This window comes from Frankia umida (assembly GCF_023242945.1).
Classification (GTDB): domain Bacteria; phylum Actinomycetota; class Actinomycetes; order Frankiales; family Frankiaceae; genus Frankia; species Frankia umida.
Window position 1 is genome coordinate 156562 of sequence record NZ_JALKFT010000008.1, and the last position, 14406, is coordinate 170967.

Genomic DNA, 14406 nt, shown 5'->3' on the forward strand with positions numbered 1-14406 from the left:
GATGCGTACGGGTCGGCAGGACGCCGAACGTGGCCCGACCTCCGCTGGTGTCGCCGGGCGTGATCCGGCTGACAGCGGTGGCCGAGCCGTCGACCCGGTGGCGGTGGCGCGGGAGATCTGCCTGCGTCAGCTCGCCACCCGTGCACGAAGTCGGGCCGAGCTCGCCACGACCCTGCGCCGCCGCGGTGTGGTGGACGACGTCGCGGAGACAGTGCTGGACCGGCTGACCGCGGTCGGCCTGGTGGACGACAGCGCTTTCGCCGCGGCCTACGTCTCCTCCGCGCGCACTCATCGTGGTCTGGGGCGTCAGGCGCTGGCGGCGGAGCTTCGGCGCCGTGGAGTGGATGCCGACGTCGTGCAGGTCGCGACCGAGGCCGTGGGCGACGCGGAGGAGGAGGACGTCGCCCGAGATCTGGTGCGGCGTCGGTCCGCGGCGATGCGCGGGCTGCCCGCGCCGGTGCGGGCCCGGCGACTGCTGGCTCTGCTGGCTCGACGTGGCTACTCGGCGCAGTTGGCTTCGCGGGTCGTGCGTGAGGAGCTCGCGGCAGCTGATCATGACACCGGTGGCGCGGGCCGCGGCGGCACGGATACCGATGGCCCCGATGGCCCTGACCCGGGCGGGCTGGGGCTGGCCCTGGAGGACGAGGAGGCGAACTGGTAACCCGGCGTGTCCGACGGCGCGATTGCGACGGATGGCCCGTGACCGGCTATATCCACAGTTTCTTGACGCGGTAATCCGTCATGATCTACCCTTCGGGTCGAAAAGGTGACAGGGTCCCGTGGCGACGCGGTGCAGATAGCGCGATGTAGATAGCCGATCCACCTTCACACGTGGGCATCCGTCTTCGGCAGATGTCCAGGCCGGTGCGCTTCACCGTCCGTCCGTCATTGATGGTCTGGTGTGGGCGCGTCGAAGCGAACCCGCCGGTCGGTGGGGGCGTTCGCCTGCCGCCCACCACGGCCGTGTCCGCGCCAGGTCGTGGATCCTTCGCCGCTTCGGTTCAGCTCGCCCCCGCGAGCCGGACGACAGCGGAGGGAGCAGCGGTGGAAGGCGTCCTGATCATCGTCCTGTCCGTCGTTGTACTCGTGCTCGCCGGGCTGGTCGTGATGGTCGCCCGGCTCGCCCATCCCGACGGTCGGCGGTCGCGCCCGGTGCGCGCGCGTTCGAGGTTGCCCGCGATCGGCGACGTTGTGCGTGGGTTCGGCATCGGTTCCAGGTCCCTGCCCGTGGAACCGGGTGGTGTCCTGCCCCCCACGGCGGACGTTCCCGACGGGGCGGACGAAGAGCCGACCGTTCGAGTGCTCCCCGCGTCCGCCGCGGCAGGCCCCGTGCAGCGACAGCCGGCCGACGACAGGTCACAGCCGGCGCTGGCATCCTCCGCGGGTCCGCCTGGGACGCCGATCGAGCCAGCGACCGCCGAGGCAGCGACCGCCGAGACCGCGACCGCCGAGACCGCGACCGCCGAGACCGCGAGCACCGAGGTCGAGGCGATCGAGGCTGGGGCGGGCGAGTCCGCGCCGGTGCTGGCTCGGGCGGAGCGGGAGGCGCAGGAGCGGCTGGTCCGGGCGGAGCGGGAGGCAGCGCAGATCCGGCGCCGGGGAGCCGAGGAGGCCGCGGCGCTACGTGACCGGGCTCGGGTGCAGGCCACCGCGGAGGCGCGGCGGTTGGAGGCCGCCGCCCGCGACACGGCCCGTGCCGAGGCGGAGTCCGTCCGGGTGGAGGCGGCGGCGATCCGGGCCGAGCAGCGGCTTCGGGCGGAGGCGCTGGAGGCCCGGGAGCAGCGCCTTGACCAGCGGGTGGCCGAACTCGACGAGCGGGTCGCGGACATCGACCAGCGGTCCGAACGGGTGACGCACCGAGACCAGGAGCTCCGCGAGCGGGAAGCGGAGTGCGCCCGCCGCACCGCAGAGGCGGACGAACGTGACGAGCGGTTGCGGCAGGCGCTGGAACGCGTCGCCGGGCTCACCACCACGCAGGCCCGGGCGGAGCTGATCACCAGCATCGAGCAGGACACCCGCCGCCAGGCGGCGCTGCGGGTCCGGGAGATCGAGACCCGAGCCGAGGAGGAGGGCGAACAGCGGGCTCGGCGCATCGTCACCACGGCGATCCAGCGGGTGGCCTCCGAGCAGACCACCGAGTCCGTGGTGACTGTCCTGCAGCTGCCGGGCGATGAGATGAAGGGGCGGATCATCGGCCGGGAGGGCCGCAACATCCGCACGTTCGAGTCCGTGACCGGGGTGAACGTCCTCATCGACGACACCCCGGAGGCGGTGCTGCTGAGCTGCTTCGATCCGGTCCGCCGCGAGATCGGACGGATCACGCTCGCGGCGCTGGTCGCCGACGGGCGGATTCATCCGCACCGGATCGAGGAGGAGCACGCCCGCGCCCAGGTGGAGGTCGAGGCCCGCTGTGTGCGAGCGGGGGAGGACGCCCTGGTCGAGACAGGAGTCTCCGAGCTGCACCCGGAGCTGATCGTGCTGCTCGGGCGCCTGCGCTACCGGACCAGCTACGGCCAGAACGTGCTCGCGCATCTGATCGAAAGCGCGCATCTGGCCGGCCTGATGGCCGCAGAACTGCAGCTGGAGCTGCCCCTGGCCAAGCGGGCCGCGCTGCTGCACGACCTCGGCAAGGCGCTGACCCACGAGGCGGAGGGTTCCCACGCGCTCGTCGGCGCGGATGTGGCGCGCCGGTACGGCGAGTCCGAGGAGGTCGTGCACGCCATCGAGGCCCATCACAACGAGGTGGCGCCGCGGTCGCTGTGCGCCGTGCTCACCCAGGCCGCCGACCAGATCTCCGGTGGTCGGCCCGGTGCCCGTCGGGCCAGCCTCGAGTCCTATGTGCAGCGCCTCGAACGCATCGAGCGGATCGCGGGCGACCGGCCGGGCGTCGACCGGGTGTTCGCCATGCAGGCCGGACGGGAGGTCCGGGTCATGGTCGTACCCGAGGAGGTCGACGACGCGGCCGCCCATCTGCTCGCCCGGGACGTCGCCCGCCAGATCGAGGAGGAGCTGACCTATCCCGGCCAGATCCGGGTGACCGTCGTGCGGGAGACCAGGGCGGTGGGTACCGCCCGCTGATCAGCTCGCGGCGCTGCCGGCCGCGGCGTCCAGCGCCACGGTGGACCGCCCGGTGCCAAGGCGGCGGCTCTGTCGCTGGTCCAGCCACCGGGCCAGCAACGACAGCAGGCCGTTGGTCACGATGTACATCAGCGCCATCACCGTGTAGATGGGCAGGGCGTACCTGCTCCCGAGGAACTCCACCGCACCGCGGCCCGAGCGCAGCAGCTCGCTGTAGGCGATGACGAACCCGAGCGAGGTGTCCTTGAGCAGGGTGACCAGCTGGCTGATCAGGGTCGGGCTCATCCGTCGCACCGCCTGCGGCAGCTGGACGAGCCGGAACACCTGCAGCGGACGTAGGCCGAGGGCGGCGGCGGCCTCCGTCTGACCACGGTCGATCGAACGTACCCCGGCTCGGAAGATCTCGCTGAGTACCGCGCCGTTGTAGGCCGTCAGGCCGATGACCAGGGCCCAGAACGTCGAGATCTGCCAGCCGAGCGCGGGCAGCCCCAGGTAGGCGAACAGGATCAGCATCAGCACCGGCAGGCTGCGCAGCAGTTCCACCGCCGTGGTGGCGGCCCAGCGCGGCACGCGGCGCTTCGACATCCGGCCCAGGGCCAGCAGCAGGCCGAGTGCGACGGCGAGCACCATGCCGGTGGCGGCGGCGCGCAACGTCGCGAGCAGTCCCTTCCACAGCAGGGTGCGCAGCTCCGGATAGTCGAGGAACACCCGCCACAGCTCACCGTCGAGCTGGCCCTTGTCGGCCAGGCGGGTCAGGGCGAGCGCGAGCAGTCCCGCGAACACCGCCAGCGCGACCAGGCTGCCGTACAGAATCCTTCGACGTCCCCGCGGTCCGGGCGGGTCGGCGAGGACCAGCGGTGTTGCACTCATCGCGTCCGCTCCAGCCGTCGTTCGGTGATCGCCAGTCCGCCGGCGAGCGCCAGGGTGAGGATCAGGTAGCCGACGACGCCGCCGAGCAGAACGGCGACCACGGCGTCCGGATTCGCCGTGGTCAGCCGCTGCACCACCCCGGTCAGTTCCTGGACGCCGAAGGCCGCGGCGATCGAGGTGTTGCGGATCAGCGCGCTGATCACACTGCCGAGTGGCTGCAGGACGGCCCGCAGCGCCTGGGGCAGCACGACCAGGCGCAGGTTCTGCCGGAAGGTCAGGCCCAGCGCCCGCGCCGCCTCCGCCTGACCGACGTCCACGCCGTTGATGCCGGCGCGCACCGCCTCGCAGACCAGCGCCGCATGGTAGATCGACAGCGCAAGGACGGCGAAGGCGAAGTACGAGAACACGATGTCCAGCCGCGGCAGGACGAACACCACGAAGAAGAACACCACCGTCAGCGGGGTGTTGCGGACGAGCTGCACATAGGCCGTACCGGCCCAGCGCAGCGGCGGGACCGGCCCGACCCGCATCGTCGCGAGCAGGGTGCCGCCGATCAGCGCCGCCACCGCGGCGAACAGGCTCAGCCCCACCGTGCGGCGGAAGCCTTCGGCGAAGATGTCGAGGTTGTCGAGGACGGTGTCGATCGCGAACTCCCTGTCGCTGCGGGCGGAGACGGTTGGGGCGGAGACGGTTCGGGCAGCCGTCTCCGCCCGCGTCGAGCTGCCGCGTGGCGCGGCGAGTCAGGAGTTGCGGCGAGTCAGGAGTTGCGGAGAACCAGGAGTTGCGGGGAGCCAGGTGTCGCGGAGGGTCAGGAGGTGTAGCGGTCCACCGGCGGCGGCGTCGGCGTGGACTTCTCGACCTTGCCGACGGTGCTGCTGAACGCCTTCGCCCAGCGGCCGTCGCGGTAGGACGCCTCGAGGGTGTCGTTGATGAAGGTTCGGAACGCGGTGTCGCCCTTGCGGATCCCGATGCCGTACGGCTCCCTGGTGAACGGCTCGCCGACGAGCTTGAACGCGTCCGGGTCCTTGTCGATGAGGCCGAGCAGGATCACGTTGTCGGTGGTGACCGCGTCGACCTGGCCGTTCTTCAGGGCGTCCGCGCACTTGCTGTAGACGTCGAACAGGACGAGCTGGGCGGTCGGTACCTGGGTGCGGATGTTCTCGGCTGGCGTCGAGCCGCTGACCGAGCAGACCTTCTTGCCGGCCAGTGATTCCTTGCCGGTGATATCGGTGTTGTCCTTCTTCACCATGATCGACTGTCCGGCGACGTAGTACGGACCGGCGAAGTCGATGACCTTCTTGCGCTTGTCGTTGATGGTGTAGGTGGCGACCACCAGGTCGACCCGGCCCTGCTCGATGAAGGGCTCCCGGTTTGCGGACACGGTCTCCACGAAGTTGATTTTGTCCGTGGGAACACCCAGGGCGCCAGTGATGATCTTGGCGATCTCGACGTCGAAGCCCTCGGGCTTGCCGCTGAGGTTCTTCAGGCCGAACAGCGGCTGGTCGAACTTGGTACCGACGGTGATCTTGCCGGCGTCGTGCAGGCGGGCCATGGTCGTGCCGGGCGCGAAACTGGCGGTGGCACTCGGCGCGGCCGCGGTGTCGTCGCCGTCGCTGCCGCAGGCGGACAGCCCCAGCGTGGCCAGCAGCGCCACGCCGAGGGCGAGCGCGCCACCTCGCCGGTACGACCGATGACCTCGACCAGCCGGTCGACCTTGCCTGAACACTGTGCGCATGAACCATTCCTTCCGTGGGGGAGCGGGGCGTGGTGCGCGAGCCGTCGGGCTGTCGAAGCAGGAAAGAAGCAGGAGACTGGAGGCAGGAAGCGGGGGATGCGGGCGGCGCCGCTCAGTGCCGCAGCACGCGGCCGAGGAAATCCCGGGCCCGCTCCGAGGTCGGTGCGTCGAAGAAGGTCGCTGGCGGGGCCGTCTCCACGATCCGGCCGTCGGCCATGAACGCGACCCGGTCGGCGGCGGAACGGGCGAAGCCCATCTCGTGCGTGACGACGATCATGGTCATGCCGCTGCTGGCCAGCGCTCGCATGACGTCGAGCACCTCGGAGATCATTTCCGGATCAAGGGCGGAGGTCGGTTCGTCGAACAGCATCAGGACCGGGTCCATCGCGAGGGCCCGGGCGATCGCGGCCCGCTGCTGCTGGCCACCGGAGAGCTGCCGGGGCAGCTGGTCGGCCTTGTCCGCGATACCCACCCGCTCCAACAGCTCCCGGGCCCGCTCCTCGGCCTGGGATCGCTTGCGGCCGAGCACCGTGACCGGCCCGAGCGTCAGGTTGTCGAGGATCGTCCGATGCGCGAACAGGTTGAACGACTGGAACACCATCCCGACCCGGGCACGCATCCGGGCCAGCTCGCGCCCCTCGGCCGGTAGCGGCCGGCCCTCGAACAGGATGCGGCCCTCGTCGATCGTCTCAAGCCGGTTGATGCACCGGCACATCGTCGACTTGCCGGAACCGGACGGCCCGATGACGACGACCACCTCACCGGATTCCACCGACAGGTTGATGTCGGACAGCACACGGTTGGCGCCGAACGACTTGCCGACCCCTTCCAGGCTCACCAGGGGCACTCGATCCTCCTGACGCGGGAACGGAAACGGTGGGTGATGGGTCGATAATCCCGATCCACGGCGAACCATGCCGCCAGACGCGCGCAGGAGTCGCGATCCCGACAGCCGGCGGGCGACGGCACGGCCCGGCGGTGTCCCGACCACCGGGTCGACGCGCGTGCCGTAGCCGACCTGTCGCAAACACGAGCAAGCGCACGTGATGTCGGCAGTATGTCGATCGTTCCCGCAAACGTCGCGATGACGCGCCGTCGTCGGTGGGCGCTGTCATGATGTGTCCGCTCGGGTCCCCGTAGGCTGGTAGGTGTGACCGGCCGCAGTTACGAGGTACGCACGTTCGGATGCCAGATGAACGTTCATGACTCCGAACGGCTCGCCGGGCTGCTCGAATCCGCCGGCTACGTCCCGGCGGCCAGCGGCGCCGAGCCGGACGTCGTCGTGTTCAACACCTGTGCCGTCCGGGAGAACGCCGACAACCGGCTGTACGGCAACCTCGGCCAGCTCGTGCCGGTGAAGAAGGGCCACCCCGGCATGCAGATCGCCGTCGGCGGCTGCCTGGCGCAGAAGGACCGGGCGACGATCCTGCGCCGCGCCCCGTGGGTCGACGTGGTCTTCGGCACGCACAACCTGCACCGGCTGCCGGTGCTGCTCGAACGCGCCCGACACAACGCCACCGCCCAGCTGGAGATCGCCGAGGCCCTGGAGGTCTTCCCCAGCACCCTGCCGACGCGGCGGGCCAGCCATCACGCGGCGTGGGTCAGCATCAGCGTGGGCTGCGACAACACCTGCACCTTCTGCATCGTGCCGAGTCTGCGCGGCGTCGAGCGGGACCGTCGGCCCGGCGACGTGCTCGCCGAGGTCGAGGCGCTGGTCGCCGAGGGCGTCCTGGAGATCACCCTGCTCGGCCAGAACGTCAACTCCTATGGCCGCTCCCTCGGTGATCCGGGCGCGTTCGCGAAACTGCTGCGGGCCTGCGGTGCCGTCGAGGGCCTCGAGCGGGTGCGGTTCACCTCGCCGCATCCACGGGACTTCACCGACGACGTCATCGAGGCGATGGCCACCACCCCGAACGTCTGCCACCAGCTGCACATGCCCTTGCAGTCCGGTTCGGACGCGGTGCTGCGCCGGATGCGCCGCTCCTACCGGCGGGACCGCTACCTCGGCATCATCAGCCGGGTCCGCGCCGCGATGCCCGACGCCGCGATCACCACCGACATCATCGTGGGCTTCCCGGGCGAGACCGAGGCCGACTTCAGCGACACCCTGGACGTCGTGCGCGAGGCGCGCTTCTCGGGCGCGTTCACCTTCCAGTACTCGCCGCGCCCCGGCACCCCCGCGGCCACCATGGACGAGCAGGTCGACCGGGCCACGGTCACCGAACGCTACGCCCGGCTGGTCGCCCTCCAGGACGAGATCTCCTGGGCGCACAACCGCGCGCTGGTCGAGCGCCGGGTCGAGCTGGTGGTCGCCGAGGGCGAGGGTCGCAAGGACGACGCCACCGGGCGACTGTCCGGGCGTGCCCGCGACGGCCGGCTCGTCCACTTCCGCGCCGCCGAGCTCGCCACCGGCCCGCTGGATGAGCACCCGAGGGCCATCGCGGCGGGCGACATCCGTCCCGGGGACGTGGTGGAGACCGTCGTGACCAGGGGCGCACCGCACCACCTGACGGCGGACGGGCCGGTGCTCGCCTGGCGGCGGACCCGTGCCGGGGACGCCTGGGAGCAGTCCAACCAGGCGATGACGCCCACGGCGGCGAACCGGCCAGCCGTCTCGCTCGGCATGCCGGCCCGCCGACCCGACCCGACTTCACCGCAGCCGCCGCCCACCGCGCCGTTGGACGCCGCATCGGCGGACGCCTGCCGCGTCGGCGTTCCCGCGGCTGGTCCGCGGTGACGTTCGTCGCCGCGGCGGTCTGCCCGCATCCGCCGCTGCTCGTCCCCGAAGTCGGTGGGGCCGAGCCGGTGGCGGTGCGTCCGATCGCACTCGACGCGGTGCGCCGGCTGACCGCGGCGGGCCTGGACCGGATCGTCATCGTCGGCGACGCCGGCTCCGAGGCCGCGACGGTGGCCGCGCCCGAGACCGGTGGGATCGAGTACGGTCCCACCGCCACCGGCACGTATGCCGGCTACGGCGTGGACCTCGTCGTCCCGCTCGCCCACGGCCAGGCGGCACCGCTGGAGGCAAGACCCGACCCGCCGCTGCCCCTGTCCCTCACCGCTGGTGCCTGGCTGCTGGCGAACAGTGGCTTCACGGGCGCCCGCACGGCGCTGGGCGTGCCGGCGGCGTACTCACCGAGCCAGGCCGCCAAGCTGGGGGAACGTCTGGTCACGGGCAGCGCGCCGGACGAGCGGCTCGGACTGCTGGTGATGGGGGACGGTTCCGCCCGCCGCGGCATCAAGGCCCCCGGCCATCTGGACGAGCGGGCGGCGCCCTTCGACGCGGCCGTCGCGACCGCCCTGGCCGGCGTCGACCCGGCCGGCCTGCTCGACCTCGACCCGGTGCTCGCCCGCGACCTGCTCGCGGCCGGACGCGCATCCTGGCAGGTCCTGGCCGGCGCCCTGCTCGCTGCGACCTCCGGTACCACCGCGACCTCCGTGACCTCCGGTACCACCGTGAGCGCCGCATCGGCTGGTACCGCCGTGAGTCGGGACGACACGCGCCGCGCGGTGTGGAACGGCGAGCTCCGATACGACGACGCGCCCTACGGTGTCGGCTATCTAGTAGCCGTGTGGATCCGGGGGGATGCGGGTCGTGAGGAACTGCGCGTGTGACCTGCCAGCGGGGATTCGGCGTACCGAGGTAGCGGGGTTGGCCGCGCTGCGGGCCGAGGTGCCGGCGGGTCCGGTGGTGGTGCTGCTCGCCGGGTTCGCCGCGAGCAAGGAGGACTGGCTGCCGGTCCTGCCGGCGCTGGTCGCCGCCGGGTTCGACGTGACCGCTCTGGATCAGCGCGGCCAGTACGAATCGCCCGGACCGGACGATGTCGAGGGTTATGCGCTGACCGCGCTCGCCGGGGACGTCCACCGGGTGGCGGCGGCGCTCGGTGGCGGACCGGTGCACCTGGTGGGGCACAGCTTCGGTGGTCTGGTCGCGCGGGCCGCGGTACTCGCCGAACCCACCGCGGTGCGCACGCTGACCCTGCTGTCCTCCGGGCCCGCGGGTATCGTCGGACGCCGCCGCGCGGCGCTGCGCACGGTCGCGCGGGTACTGCGCCAGGACGGGCAGCCGGCGGTGTGGGCGACGTTGCAGGCCGTCGCGCGCCCCCGCCCCGACCACACCGACGCGTTTCTGCGCCGACGTTTCTTCGCGCATCACCGCGCGGGCCTGGTCGCGGTCAGTGACCACCTGCTGTCGGCGCCCGACCAGGTGGACGAACTGGCCGCGGTGGCCCGCCTGGCGGGGCTGCCCGTCCTGGTGGCACATGGTGACGGCGACGACGGCTGGCCGGCGACCGTCCAGGCCGACATGGCCCGGCGACTCGCCGCCCACTACGAGGTGATTCCCGCCGCCCGCCACGACCCGGCCGCCGACAGTCCGCAGGCCCTCGCCGACCTCCTCATCCGCTTCTGGCAACCCGACCACCAGGCTAAGGCCGAAGCCCAGACCGAAGCCCAGGCCGAGGCCGAGACTCGGGCCCATGCCGAGGGCCATGCCCAGGCCCAGGTGTCCGGAGCGGCCTGAACCGCCCCTCGTGGCGACCCGTGTAGCTCCCGGGCGTCGCGTACGGCCCGGGCGACCATCACATATCGTGATCTTCCTGGCCGGACAGGTGATTATCGGGGCTTGAGGCCCGTTATCGGCGGTGAGGGCTGGCCGGAGATCCACCGGGAGCGGCCTGGGCCCGCCGGCATCCGGTGGCCGTGGCACGATCCTGATCGTGACGAACGGGTCGGCGAGTGCGGGGAGTGCGGAGAGCACGGCGGGCGCGGAGAGCACGGGGAGTGTGGGGCGTACGGAGAGCACGGCAGGCGCGGGAGGTACGCGGCGGCCGGTGCCGCGGGGCCCGGTGGTGGCGGTGGTGGGGCCCACGGCGGCGGGCAAGAGCGACCTGGGTATCGAGCTCGCGCTCGCGCTCGGCGGTGAGGTCGTCAACGCCGACTCGATGCAGCTCTACCGTGGGATGGACATCGGTACCGCCAAGGTCCGCCTGGACGAGCGCCGCGGCGTGCCGCACCATCTGCTCGACGTCTGGGACGTCACGCACGCCGCCGATGTCGCGAGTTTCCAGCTGGACGCCCGGCGGGTGATCGACGCGCTGCTGGCGGCCGGACGGGTCCCGGTGCTCGTCGGCGGCTCGGGACTGTACGTGCGGGCCGCCCTGGATGATCTCAGTTTTCCGGGCACCGACCCGGTGGTGCGCGCCCGGTGGGAGGCCGAGCTGACCCGCCGCGGCTCGGGGGAGCTGCACGCGGAGCTGGCCCGTCGGGCGCCGCGGGCCGCCGAGGCGATCCTGCCCAGCAACGGTCGGCGGATCGTGCGGGCCCTTGAGGTCGTCGAACTGACCGGGGATTACGCGGCGACCCTGCCGGAACAACGCGCGGTCTATGACGTCGTCCAGATAGGCGTGGACCGAGGCGATCTCGACGAGCGCATCACCCAACGGGTGGACAGAATGTGGAACGCGGGTTTTCCCGACGAAGTGCGTCAGTTGGTGGAGTGCGGTCTTCGGGAAGGTCGCACGGCGTCACGTGCGCTCGGATACGCTCAACTCCTCGCCTGGATGGACGGCGCAATGGAGTCCACAGATCAGGCCAAGCTGGCCACAATTTCCGCGACGCGGCGTTTCGCCAGGCGGCAAAGATCCTGGTTTCGCCGGGATAACCGGATATCGTGGCTGAACCAACCGGACGTCACACAGGCGCTGCGGCTGGTGGTTCGATCTGACGGGTGACCGGTTCGTCCGATCGCCGGAGACGTGGTCGTCGCAGGGCCGCGGCGGCGTGGAATCCGGCCCGCGGCGGCCTGTCCCGCGCGGCGTCTGGAGAGATCGCTGTGACCGTGCCCGCCACCGCCGGTGGTCTGCCACCTGACCTGACTCTCGTCCCCGCGCTCTACGCGGCCTTCGACGATGGCTCGCTGCGGCTGCACTTCCAGCCCGAGGTGGATCTGCGCAACGGTTCGGTGCCCGGGATGGAGGCGCACCCGCGGTGGCAGCATCCCGAGCGGGGGGTGTTGGGTCCCGCGGAGTTCATGCCGATCGCCGCGGCGGCCGGGCTTGTCCACCAGGTCGACCAGTGGGTGCTGCGGATGGCGGTGACCGAGGCCCGGACCTGGCATCGGATGGCGGTCGGCACCCCGATCCGTCCGCCTCGGCTCTGGGTGAACATCGACGGGCGCCAGCTGGCCAGCCCCGCCTTCGTCGGCGAGGTGGACCGGCTGATGTCCGGGCGGCTGCTGCCCGCCGGCGCGATCGGCCTGGAGTTCAGCGAACGGGCGCTGGGCCTGGCCGCTCCGGTCGTGCCGGGCCTGCTGGCCCACCTGCACGCCCTCGGCGTCGCGCTCGCGGTCGAGTCGTTCGGAACCTGGTTCGGTTCCCTGGCCGTGCTCGATCTGCTGCCGCTCGACCTCGTCAAGCTGGACGGTCTGTATCTCCAGGCCACCATGCGTGACCTGGAGGGGGAGGCGGTCGTGGCGGCGATCGTCCGCCTCGCGCACAGCCGGGCGCTGACCGTCGTCGCCGACGGCGTGGACTCCGCCCGCCTCGCCACCCGGGTCCATGACCTGGGCTGCGACCGTGCCATCGGCCCGGTGTTCTGCCCGCCCGTCCCCGTCGAGGACGCCCGGATGATCGCGCTCGGTCGGGGTCGCCCGGAGCGCTGGCACCGTCCGTCGCAACGCACCGACGAGCGGCTGCGAGCCTGGGTGTCGGCCGCCGGACCACGAAGCTGAGCCGAACCCAGCCAGACCGAACCGTAGCGGGCCGAACCGCGTTGAGCGGGGCTGAGCGGCCGCGGGCACGCCCGTACGATGTGCCGGTGCGCGATGACCAGCAGCTGCGGTTCGTCAAGGGGCAGGGCACGGGCAACGACTTCGTGATCCTGCCCGATCCGGACGGCGATCTGGACCTGACCCCGGAGCTGGTCCGGGCGTTGTGTGACCGGCGTACCGGTATCGGCGCGGACGGTGTCCTGCGGGTCGTGCTGTCGGCCGCGGCACCGGAGGCGGTGCCGTTCGTCGGTTCGGCCCGCTGGTTCATGGACCACCGCAACGCCGATGGTTCGCTCGCCCAGATGTGCGGCAACGGTGCCCGGGTGTTCGCCCGCTACCTCGTCGAGGCCGGTTATGTCCGCCCCGGTGGCTTCGTGCTGGCGACCCGGGCGGGCCTGCGCCGCGTCGAGGTGCCGCCGGTCGGGGACGTCACCGTGGAGATGGGCCCGCCGTCCTTCGCCGCGCGGGCCGCGGCGGGCCCGTTCGCGCCGCCGGTGAGCGTCGCCGGGCGGGAGTTCGACGCCGTCGCCGTGTCGATGGGCAACCCGCACGCCGTCTGTTTCGCTGACGATCTGGACGTCGCGGCACTGCGTGGCCTCGATCTGAGCCGGGCGCCGCGGTTTCGCGCCGACGACTTCCCCGAGGGAGTCAACGTCGAGATCGTCGTGGATCGCCCGGGTGGCGGCGTGGCGATGCGGGTCTACGAGCGCGGCGTCGGGGAGACGGCCTCCTGCGGTACGGGTGCCTGCGCCGCGGCCGTGGCCTGGGCCGACCGCCACGGTCACCGTCCCACCGGCGGGACCACGGCTGCTTCTGCGGGCGATGTCGGTGGCGCCGCTGGTGCTGGTGGCGCCGCTGGTGCTGGTGGCGGTGTCGGTGGCGGTGAGGTCGAGGTGGCGGTGGACGTGCCTGGTGGGGCGCTGAACGTTCGGTGGCGGGCCGACACGGTGTTGTTGCGGGGGCCGGCCGAGCTGGTCTTCGACGGGGCGGTGCGGATCGGGATGCTCGGCGGTACGGGTCCGATTCCGACAAGACCGGCGTCGGCGGGCGGGCCTAGCCTGCGGTCATGACAGCCACCTTCAACGGCACTGGACTGATCGTCTCCGACCTGGCCCGCAGCCTGGCCTTCTATCGTCGGCTGGGGCTTGCCATCCCGGCCGCCGCCGACGCCGAACCGCACGTCGAGGTCGTCCTGCCCGGCGGGCAACGGCTGTTGTTCGACACCGAGGACACCATCCGTTCCTTCGATCCGGCCTGGGCGCCGGCCAGCGCCGGTCAGGGCCGGATCAGCCTCGCCTTCGCCTGTGAGGACCCGGCCGAGGTCGACGCCGTCCACGAGGATCTGGTCGCTGCCGGGTACGAGAGCCACCTGGCGCCGTGGGACGCCTTCTGGGGCCAGCGTTACGCGAGCATCGTCGACCCCGACGGCAACACCGTCGACCTGTACGCACCGCTCGCGGCCACCGTCCCGGCGAGTTCCTGACCACGGCTCGTCCACCTGGTGCGTGGACCGTCAACGCGGCGGCGCGTCCAGGGTCGCCGCGTCCACGCTGCTCGGCGCGTCCACGCTCGGTGCGACCCTGGCGGACGCGAGCAGGTCGGTGGCGGTGAGGCCGGTGAGCGCCCGCACCTCGTGGGCGAGATGGGCCTGGTCGGCGTAGCCGGACAGGGCAGCCGTCAGGGCGAGCCCGTGGCCGGACCGGGCGGTGCGCAACGCCTCCTGCAGACGCAGGACGCGGCCCAGGGTCTTCGGGCCGTAGCCGAAGACCCGCCGGCTGCGGCGCAGCAACTGGCGTTCGCTCAACCCGACCGACCGGGCCAGCGCGCCCACCGTCGCGTGCGCCCGCACGGCGGACACGATCGCCGGCGTCATCGGGTCGGACAGCCGCGCATCCGGTTCCCGCTCGAGCAGCGCCGTCTGGATGGCCACCGCCCGGGCCGCGGTCCGCGGCCC

14 protein-coding genes are annotated in these 14406 nt (G+C 72.1%); 9 read left to right on the forward strand and 5 right to left on the reverse strand.

Going from position 1 to position 14406, the window contains the following annotated elements; genetic code table 11:
* Window position 1: 1 nt before the first annotated feature.
* Together recX and rny are read left to right on the forward strand one after the other, a co-directional pair.
* Entirely contained in the window at window positions 2-661 is a 660-nt protein-coding gene (gene recX / locus MXD59_RS10695) for a recombination regulator RecX (RefSeq protein WP_248824544.1), read from the forward strand.
* Between the two features lie 383 nt (window positions 662-1044).
* Window positions 1045-3078 carry a ribonuclease Y gene (gene rny / locus MXD59_RS10700; protein WP_248824545.1) on the forward strand — a complete coding sequence of 678 codons (2034 nt, stop codon included), beginning with the start codon at window positions 1045-1047 and terminating at the stop codon, window positions 3076-3078.
* Here rny and MXD59_RS10705 read toward each other — a convergent pair whose 3' ends face one another.
* The 4 genes from MXD59_RS10705 to MXD59_RS10720 form a co-directional block, all read right to left on the reverse strand.
* Window positions 3079-3948: an amino acid ABC transporter permease gene (locus MXD59_RS10705; protein WP_248824546.1), complete on the reverse strand. Its 870-nt coding sequence runs from the start codon at window positions 3946-3948 to the stop codon at window positions 3079-3081. It abuts the gene before it with no gap.
* Complete coding sequence (locus MXD59_RS10710; protein ID WP_308222662.1) at window positions 3945-4565, reverse strand: ABC transporter permease subunit; 621 nt, start codon at window positions 4563-4565, stop codon at window positions 3945-3947. The genes MXD59_RS10705 and MXD59_RS10710 overlap by 4 nt, the downstream gene beginning before the upstream one ends.
* A gap of 191 nt (window positions 4566-4756) precedes the next feature.
* Window positions 4757-5683, reverse strand: a complete 927-nt coding sequence (locus tag MXD59_RS10715) for a glutamate ABC transporter substrate-binding protein (protein ID WP_248810862.1) — start codon at window positions 5681-5683, stop codon at window positions 4757-4759.
* A 112-nt stretch (window positions 5684-5795) separates the two neighbouring features.
* Window positions 5796-6530 (reverse strand): amino acid ABC transporter ATP-binding protein, encoded by a 735-nt coding sequence (locus MXD59_RS10720; protein WP_163547414.1) that lies wholly within the window; start codon window positions 6528-6530, stop codon window positions 5796-5798.
* Window positions 6531-6833: 303 nt separating this feature from the next.
* Between MXD59_RS10720 and miaB the strand changes: the two genes are divergently transcribed.
* The 7 genes from miaB to MXD59_RS10755 all read left to right on the forward strand — a co-directional run bounded on the left by miaB (window position 6834) and on the right by MXD59_RS10755 (window position 13935).
* Window positions 6834-8420 (forward strand): tRNA (N6-isopentenyl adenosine(37)-C2)-methylthiotransferase MiaB, encoded by a 1587-nt coding sequence (miaB, locus tag MXD59_RS10725; protein ID WP_308301688.1) that lies wholly within the window; start codon window positions 6834-6836, stop codon window positions 8418-8420.
* Window positions 8417-9298 carry a class III extradiol dioxygenase subunit B-like domain-containing protein gene (locus MXD59_RS10730; protein ID WP_248824548.1) on the forward strand — a complete coding sequence of 294 codons (882 nt, stop codon included), beginning with the start codon at window positions 8417-8419 and terminating at the stop codon, window positions 9296-9298. Before miaB ends, MXD59_RS10730 begins: the two co-directional genes overlap by 4 nt.
* Window positions 9279-10205 carry an alpha/beta fold hydrolase gene (locus MXD59_RS10735; RefSeq protein WP_248824549.1) on the forward strand — a complete coding sequence of 309 codons (927 nt, stop codon included), beginning with the start codon at window positions 9279-9281 and terminating at the stop codon, window positions 10203-10205. The genes MXD59_RS10730 and MXD59_RS10735 overlap by 20 nt, the downstream gene beginning before the upstream one ends.
* A 328-nt stretch (window positions 10206-10533) precedes the next feature.
* Window positions 10534-11415: a tRNA (adenosine(37)-N6)-dimethylallyltransferase MiaA gene (gene miaA, locus MXD59_RS10740; RefSeq protein ID WP_248824598.1), complete on the forward strand. Its 882-nt coding sequence runs from the start codon at window positions 10534-10536 to the stop codon at window positions 11413-11415.
* Window positions 11416-11516: 101 nt separating this feature from the next.
* Window positions 11517-12413 carry an EAL domain-containing protein gene (locus MXD59_RS10745; RefSeq protein ID WP_248824550.1) on the forward strand — a complete coding sequence of 299 codons (897 nt, stop codon included), beginning with the start codon at window positions 11517-11519 and terminating at the stop codon, window positions 12411-12413.
* A gap of 86 nt (window positions 12414-12499) precedes the next feature.
* Window positions 12500-13522 carry a diaminopimelate epimerase gene (gene dapF, locus MXD59_RS10750; protein WP_248824551.1) on the forward strand — a complete coding sequence of 341 codons (1023 nt, stop codon included), beginning with the start codon at window positions 12500-12502 and terminating at the stop codon, window positions 13520-13522.
* A complete protein-coding gene (locus tag MXD59_RS10755) occupies window positions 13519-13935 on the forward strand; it encodes a VOC family protein (protein ID WP_248824552.1) in 417 nt (138 codons plus the stop codon). Before dapF ends, MXD59_RS10755 begins: the two co-directional genes overlap by 4 nt.
* A 30-nt stretch (window positions 13936-13965) precedes the next feature.
* On the opposite strand, the gene MXD59_RS10760 is transcribed toward MXD59_RS10755, so the two are convergent.
* Window positions 13966-14406 (reverse strand): helix-turn-helix domain-containing protein (locus tag MXD59_RS10760; RefSeq protein ID WP_248824553.1); only part of this gene is annotated, 441 nt, incomplete at its 5' end.